At 50.3% G+C, this 7,383-nt stretch carries 8 protein-coding genes; all 8 read right to left on the bottom strand.

Features of this window, described 5'->3' with window-relative positions; all coding sequences use genetic code 11:
• Positions 1-37: 37 nt before the first annotated feature.
• The 8 genes from yacG to nadC all read right to left on the bottom strand — a co-directional run bounded on the left by yacG (position 38) and on the right by nadC (position 7,229).
• Positions 38-235, bottom strand: coding sequence for a DNA gyrase inhibitor YacG (gene yacG / locus GOU96_RS16330; RefSeq protein WP_000162865.1), 198 nt, complete (start codon positions 233-235; stop codon positions 38-40).
• Positions 236-392: 157 nt separating this feature from the next.
• Positions 393-1,133: a cell division protein ZapD gene (gene zapD / locus GOU96_RS16325; protein WP_000207194.1), complete on the bottom strand. Its 741-nt coding sequence runs from the start codon at positions 1,131-1,133 to the stop codon at positions 393-395.
• A 31-nt stretch (positions 1,134-1,164) separates the two neighbouring features.
• The gene (gene coaE / locus GOU96_RS16320; RefSeq protein ID WP_181743415.1) at positions 1,165-1,773 is read right to left on the bottom strand and encodes a dephospho-CoA kinase; all 609 of its coding nucleotides are present in this window, start codon (positions 1,771-1,773) and stop codon (positions 1,165-1,167) included.
• The gene (locus GOU96_RS16315) at positions 1,770-2,645 is read right to left on the bottom strand and encodes a prepilin peptidase (protein ID WP_267783101.1); all 876 of its coding nucleotides are present in this window, start codon (positions 2,643-2,645) and stop codon (positions 1,770-1,772) included. Before GOU96_RS16315 ends, coaE begins: the two co-directional genes overlap by 4 nt.
• Positions 2,646-2,702: 57 nt before the next feature.
• Complete coding sequence (locus GOU96_RS16310; protein ID WP_258502661.1) at positions 2,703-3,929, bottom strand: type II secretion system F family protein; 1,227 nt, start codon at positions 3,927-3,929, stop codon at positions 2,703-2,705.
• A gap of 42 nt (positions 3,930-3,971) precedes the next feature.
• Positions 3,972-5,660 carry a type IV-A pilus assembly ATPase PilB gene (gene pilB, locus GOU96_RS16305; protein ID WP_032476649.1) on the bottom strand — a complete coding sequence of 563 codons (1,689 nt, stop codon included), beginning with the start codon at positions 5,658-5,660 and terminating at the stop codon, positions 3,972-3,974.
• Positions 5,660-6,094, bottom strand: a complete 435-nt coding sequence (locus GOU96_RS16300) for a type IV pilin protein (protein WP_258502659.1) — start codon at positions 6,092-6,094, stop codon at positions 5,660-5,662. The genes pilB and GOU96_RS16300 overlap by 1 nt, the downstream gene beginning before the upstream one ends.
• A gap of 244 nt (positions 6,095-6,338) precedes the next feature.
• Positions 6,339-7,229 (bottom strand): carboxylating nicotinate-nucleotide diphosphorylase, encoded by an 891-nt coding sequence (gene nadC / locus GOU96_RS16295; protein WP_114762864.1) that lies wholly within the window; start codon positions 7,227-7,229, stop codon positions 6,339-6,341.
• Between the last annotated feature and the right edge of the window lie 154 nt (positions 7,230-7,383).

The raw sequence follows: 7,383 nt of genomic DNA, 5'->3' as shown, positions 1-7,383 counted from the left end.
CATTTGGCTCCTCTTTCTTTACTCTCAACCCCGTGAACTAATACTGATCTTCTGACCAGCCATCGCTGTCGGACATATCCGGTGCGCCGGGAATGGCTTTCTCTTCATCTGCCCATTCGCCAAAATCAATCATTTGACACTGCTTACTGCAAAATGGACGGTGTGGGCTCTGTTCGCCCCATTCCACATCGGTGCCACATTGTGGGCATTTCACTATGGTGAGTTTTTTGGTCATAACGCAGTCCTATTGAAAAGCAGCCATGGCTTATCCCCTTAAAACCGGCAACGCCAAGTTGTGTGGGGATACTCTTCATCAAAGCCAAGCTGATAATGTATTTTGGGTTCGCAACATTGTTTCGAGAAAAAGTCGTTTCGAGAAAAGGTCGCGAGTTTTAGCAGCACACCGCCAAATCAAAGGCGATATCTTGAGTGCAGGCTTGCCCGCTGTGAAAATCGATAAACTTGATAGCAAAACGGTTTTTGTGCCCAGAAATCATCGGGTACACACCGTATTCGAGCGGAATCGCAAGGCGTAGGATATTGGCATCTTCCGCATCACTTTGGTAGAAACCGTTGCTTGCCATGCGTGAGCGGTAGTGGCCGGTTTCGCGAGTCAATTTAAGCCAGAGTTTGAGTGCATTCGAAAGCGGCGTCACGGTTTGCATCCACTGCTGGGCATCACGCATTTTGCGATCCAGCGGCAGATGCAGCCAGTAGTGCAGCGCAGGCAGATCAAAACAGCAGGAACCACCCGGTAAATTAAAGCGCTGACGAATCGCACTCAGGAAACGGTCTTCTTTGAGTGATTGGCCAAAACGCTCGGCACTCATCAGATCCCGATGAACTTCATCGACTTCGGCGAGCAGCGAGTTAAGCATCTCTTGATCTACACCTTCAACATGGAGCCAACTGCGGTAAGTTAAGCGCTGTTTTTCCATATCTTTAGCCAGTTCACTTTTCAGTTGGATCTGCTCAAAAATCTCCAGCATATCGAACAGTGAGCGGAAAAAGAGTTGATGTTGAATCCCATCACTGAAAGTGGACGCTCGCTCCATCTGATTGAGCAGCGCTTCGACACGCAGGTAGATGCGCGTTTTTTCATTGAGAGGGTGTTCAAACTGGTGCGTAGTCATTGGGCTAGCCTTGGATTCTTTGCGCTTATTCTCACAAATTTTGCCTGCTCATGGCTAGATACTTTTGGTGCAATAGTGTGATTTGAGGCAAAAGTTTCTGGTTTTCTGCGTCATTTTTGAGCACATCATCAGCAATCGCCAAACGCTGAGCGCGTGAGGCTTGCGCAGCAAGGATAGCCTCAGCTTGTTCGCGTGTTACTTTATCGCGTGCCATGGTGCGCTCAACCTGTATTTTTTCATCGACATCGACCACTAACACGCGATCGGCCATGGTTTGCAGGTGGTTTTCGACCAACAGGGGCACAATCAACAGCGCATAAGGTGAGGTCGTTTGGGTAAGCGCGTTGCGCATACCTTGGCGGATCATCGGATGCAGCAGTTGGTTTAGCCACGCTTTTTCATTAGGGGCGGCAAAGATGCGTTCACGCAGCGCGGCGCGATTGAGTGAGCCATCAGGGTGCAAGATGGCTTGCCCAAAATGGGCGGTAATCGCTTTTAATCCTTCGGTTTCCGGTTCAACCACGTCACGCGCGATCACATCGGCATCGACCAGATCAATACCAAACTGATCATGAAATAGATTGGCGACCGTGGTTTTGCCACTGGCGATGCCGCCGGTCAATGCCACGACAAAACTCATAACGGTTGTCCTACCCAAGTGGTGAAGTACCAATCAATCACCTTATCGCCCCATAGCAAGGCAAACCACCCCGCGATGGCGAGATAAGGACCAAACGGAAAGGCCATATCGATACCTTTTTTCTGCTGGCGCAGTTGGATTAAACCGAAAATAACCCCAACCACCGATGAGAGCAGTACGATGACAGGCAACTGCTGCCAACCCAGCCAAGCGCCGAGTGCGGCGAGCAATTTGAAATCACCATAACCCATGCCTTCTTTAGCTGTCAGCAGTTTAAATAGCCAGTAAATCGACCACAGCGAGAGATAACCCGCCATGGCTCCGATCACCGCATCACTGAGTGAAACCGGAGAAAAGCCAAGCAGTGCCAGCGCAATACCGCCCCACAGTAAAGGTAGCGTTAATTGGTCGGGCAGCAATAGGGTATCGAAGTCGATGAAGGTCGCCGCAATCAATACATAGCTGAAAAACAGCAGCGCCACGGCAAACACTCCGAACGGAAAGTGAGTGGCAATCACTAAGCTCATGAGGGCAGTGAGGAGCTCAATCAAGGGATAGCGAGCGCTGATCGGCGCTTTACAGTGTGAGCATTGACCGCGCAGCGCCAGCCAACTGACTACCGGGATATTATCAATGACGCGAATCGGCGTTTGGCAGTGTGGGCAAGTGGAACGCGGCAAACTGAGGGTCAGTTTACCCTCTGGTGGCGTGATGCCATATTCAGGAAAACTCGCCGCACATTCCGCGCGCCATTCACGCTCCATGATTTTGGGTAAGCGGTAGATCACCACATTGAGAAAGCTACCGACAATCAAGCCAAACAGGGTGGCGAGCACCGGAAACAGCCAAGGGTAGAAGTAAAACAGTTCCATTCTCTTGCTCTAAGCGAAATGAGGGCGCGCTTAATGGGCACGCCGTTTGTCGCCATACTAACCCAATACACTCATTAAGTTAAAGATAGGTAAGTACATCGCCACCACTAAGCCGCCCACGACCGTCCCAAGAAACACGATGATCAGTGGTTCAAGAATCTTGCCCAAGTTATCGACCGTGTTATCGACTTCAAATTCATAGATGGTCGCGACCTTGTTGAGCATGTCGTCTAATTGCCCAGACTCTTCACCGATCATCACCATTTGCAGCACCATTTCGGGAAAAGCTTCGGTATTGCGCATGGCAATGTACATCGGCATACCCGCAGCGGTATCGTGGTACACCTCATTAATCGCGGTTTCAAAGTGCACATTGCCGGAGGTTTTGGCGGTGGTTTTTAAACTGGCGAGGATCGGGATCCCCGCAGCAAAGCTGGTGGCGAGGGTGCGGCTGAATTTGGCGATGGAAGCCTTAGCGAGTACATTGCCAATAATCGGAAATTTCAGCCCCAAGCGGCTGGTTTTTAAACGGATCTGGAAAGAGTTTTTACGCAGCGCTTTCAAGCCAAAAATGGCTGCTGCGATGGCGATAAATGCCCATAAACTGTAAGCCTGTACCCAGTGTGAGAGTTTCAGCACTTGCTGCGTAAACCAAGGCAGTTCAGCACCAAAGCCTTTAAACATGCTTTCAAATTCTGGGATGACCATGGTGAGCATTAAGTAAGATACCCCGAGCGCGACCAACACAACCATGCTGGGGTAGATGAGCGCTTTAATCACCTTGGCGCGTAGTTGCTCGCTTTTCTCGCGGTAGGTGGCCAAACGCTCAAACACCTCAGGTAAGTTACCGGACATCTCTCCGGTTTCCACTAAGTCGACATACAAGGTATCAAAATGGGCGCTGGCGGTGCGCATCGCCTTGGAAAGCGGCGTGCCCGCTTCCACGCTTTTGGTAATTTGCGCCAGAATCGATTTCATCTCAGCTTTACGGTGATTATCGCCCACCAACTTGAGGGCTTGCACAATGGGTACGCCCGTGGTGAGCATGGTCGTCAACTGCCGAGTCAAAATCGTGATGTCTTTGCCTTTCACGCGATGGGTTAGGCGCGCCAATAATGAGACACTGCCTTTTTTGAGTTTTTTGATCTGAATATGCTGATCTTTGAGTTTATCGCGCACCTCGATTTCGGAGATGGCCAGCATCTGGCCGGAAACTTTTTTGCCGTTGCTGTTGATGCCTTTCCAGCGATAATTTTTCAGAGGTAAGGTTTGGGTCGCTTTCATGTTGAGGCTCGTGCTGACAGGTTAGGTTATCGAATAAAACAGTTAAAAATAGAGCACACGCTGCAGCTCGGCAAAGCTGGTGATGCCTTCGCGCAGCTTTTCAAGGCCGGACTCTTGCAACGTTTGCATGCCATTGGCTTTGGCTAAACGTTCAATTTGATGAATACTGGCGCGTTGCATAATGGCCTCCGCCAGCTCGGTATTAAACGCCATCACTTCATAGATCCCAACGCGACCTGAATAGCCGCCCGTACACTCGTTACACCCCGCCGCATTGGCTTCATATAAGATTTCATTGGGCTGAAACGCAAATTGGCTTTGCAATAGGGCGGAAGGGCGCACCGCAATTTTGCAATGTTTACATAGGCGGCGCGCGAGGCGTTGGGCGATGATTAAACTGAGTGATGACGCAAGGTTAAACGGCTCCACCCCCATATTGGCTAAACGAATTACGGTTTCAGCGGCCGAGTTGGTGTGCAGGGTGGAAAGCACTAAGTGGCCGGTTTGCGCGGCTTTGACCGCGATTTCTGCGGTTTCCAGATCGCGTATTTCGCCGACCATCACCACATCAGGGTCTTGACGTAGAAATGAGCGTAGCGCTTCGGCGAAGCCAAAGCCGATTTTCGGTTGCACTTGCACTTGGTTAATCCCAGAGAGGTTAATTTCTACCGGATCTTCCGCGGTGGAGATATTGATCTGTGACGTGTTGAGAATGCGCAGCCCAGTATAGAGTGAAACGGTTTTGCCGCTGCCGGTTGGGCCTGTCATTAAAATCATCCCTTGCGGTCTTTTGAGGGCGTTGAGATAGAGCTGCTTTTGCTGCGGGTTATAGCCGAGCTTATCAATATCCAGATTGGCGGCGCTGCTATCGAGCAGACGCAGCACGATTTTTTCGCCCCATAAGGTGGGAAGCGTGGATACGCGCATATCAATGGCGGTATCGCGGCTTAGGCGCAGTTTAATCCGGCCGTCTTGCGGCAAGCGGCGCTCGGCAATATCTAATTTGGAGAGAATTTTAATCCGCGCGGCTAAACGGCGGCTTAAATGGCTAGCCGGTTGCTGAGTTTCCACCAAAATACCATCACAGCGCAGGCGGATCCGATACTGGTTTTCATACGGCTCAAAATGAATGTCGGAGGCGCCTTTGCGCACCGCATCGAGCAGCACTTGGTTGATAAAACGGCTAACCGGAGAGTCATCTTGGCTGAGATCTTCAATCGATTGCAGCTCGTCATCACTGACTTTAACCAGATTGGCGAGCTCATCTTGGCTGATCTCTTTCCCTTGGTTGGCTGCGCCTTGAATTGAGCGGCCATACAAACGGCGAATCGCGGCTTGCAGCGCGCGGTGATCGGCCAGTGCCAGTTCGACTTGTAGCCCAGTGGCAAAGCGAAACTCTTCTTCGGCTTGCAATAAGGTGGGGTCAGAGACCGCCAGCAGCAGTAAATTGCCTTGCTTGGCAATCGGTAAGGCATCGTAGCGGGTAATCAGTTCACGCAGCCCGAGCTGTTGGCACAAGTTGGCGTAGTCGTAGCGGCTAAGGTCGGTTTCCGGCAAGCCGAAAATATGGCTCAGTTGCTCGGTCAGCTCTTGGGCGTGAAAAACGCCTAAACCAAGCAGCGCCTCGGGCACCGACGTCCCCGAAGCGCTAACCTGGGTAACCACCGCTTGTTCTTGCGTTGCGCTGATTAACTCAGCCTGACGCAAGATAGCAACAAGGTTGGTGAGCATTAATTGGCAGCTTTAGGACAACTGTCAGTTTTTATATCATCATGACTAACGGTACATTCCCACCCAGTACTTTTTCTTTCGTAGGTAATGGTCGTATTTTGTGCTACCGCAGATTTTTCACCAAATTTGAATTCCAATTTATTATCATCTGGGATATCAATAGCACCTAGTGGGTTTGAGGTTCCAGTAATACCTAAGTGCGTAAAAATATCTGTTTTCTTAGCTTTAGTGAATGAACCATTTTCTTGATACCAAAGCTCTGATGCTGTGATTAATGATTTCATAGTGGCTAATGCTGATGCGCCTTCAGATTTTTTTACATAATCTTTATAAGCAGGCACTGCAATAGCCGATAACACACCAATAATCGCCACCACAATCATCAATTCAATTAAGGTAAAACCTTTCTGTAGTTTATTTTTATACGCTTTCATATTTCCCTCCGTAGGTGTTTGCGTATTAAGCGCAGTGAGCATATGACTTGCTACACAAGGGTGGAATCGAGTCGCGAGCGCTCTTCGAGTGAGTTAGGGTTTTAACCTATTGATTTGCAGCGTGAATACAAAAAACCGCGAGTGACTTAAAAGCTCATGCTGTGAAATGGGTAGGTAGAAAGAAAAACAGGAGACTTGAAGTCTCCTGTTAACTGTTTGAAATATTTGAAGTTAGTCTCAAGTGTTACGACTTAAAACGCATCGACAAATCGAGGGCTTTGAGGTGTTTGGTCAGTGCGCCGACTGAGATGTAATCCACACCCGTCTCGGCACACTCTTTGAGATTATCCAGCGTGATATTGCCGGAGTTCTCCAGCGCCGCACGCCCGGCGTTAATCTTTACCGCTTCACGCATCATCTCAAGGCTAAAGTTATCGAGCATTATGATGTCGGCACCGGCGCTGATCGCCTCTTCCAATTCGGCCAAGGTTTCGGTTTCCACTTCCACCGGTTTGCCGGGATTGAGCTGTTTCGCTGTGCTAATTGCCTGACGGATCCCGCCGCAAGCAATAATGTGGTTTTCTTTAATGAGGTAAGCATCAAACACGCCGATACGGTGGTTATAACCGCCGCCGCAAGCCACGGCGTATTTCAGGGCGCTACGCAGGCCGGGAATGGTTTTGCGGGTATCGAGCAATCGGCACTGAGTGCCTTTGAGCTCTTGCACATAACGCGCCGTAGCCGTGGCGCAACCGGAAAGGGTTTGGATAAAGTTCATCGCGTTGCGCTCACCGGTGAGCAGAATACGCGCAGGCCCAGTTAAGGTACACAAGGTTTGGTTGGGCGTGAGCGTATCACCATCTTGCACATGCCATTCAATGCTCACTTGGCCGCCGAGCTGTTTAAACACTTCATCCGCCCACAACTGGCCGCAAAATACCCCCGCCTCACGAGTGATGATGGTCGCGGTGCTGATGCGATCGGCTGGAATCAGGCTTGCGGTGATGTCGGCCGCAGGGTTAAGTGTGCCGCCTAAATCTTCTTTTAGGGTGTCGATCACGCTGCGGGTAATATCGGCAGGCAGTTGCTGTTTCAGGTACGCAAGGCGATCCTGACTGTTGTGAGTCTCTTTCATCGCAAGTCGAATGTCCGTGTTATTTGCTGTGTTAAACCAAACCGCGCCATGATACTGGCTGGCGCGGAGAAATTCAGCTTCTAATCTCGTAATTTGTTAGGTGTAAGGTAGAATCGGGCGCAAGTTATCCCCTTGCAACTTGAAGCTGCAGCGG

Source organism: Vibrio sp. R-1 (assembly GCF_035615595.1).
Classification (GTDB): domain Bacteria; phylum Pseudomonadota; class Gammaproteobacteria; order Enterobacterales; family Vibrionaceae; genus Vibrio; species Vibrio cholerae.
The sequence above is the reverse complement of the archived record's forward strand: the minus strand, read 5'-3'. Positions and strand labels throughout refer to the sequence as shown.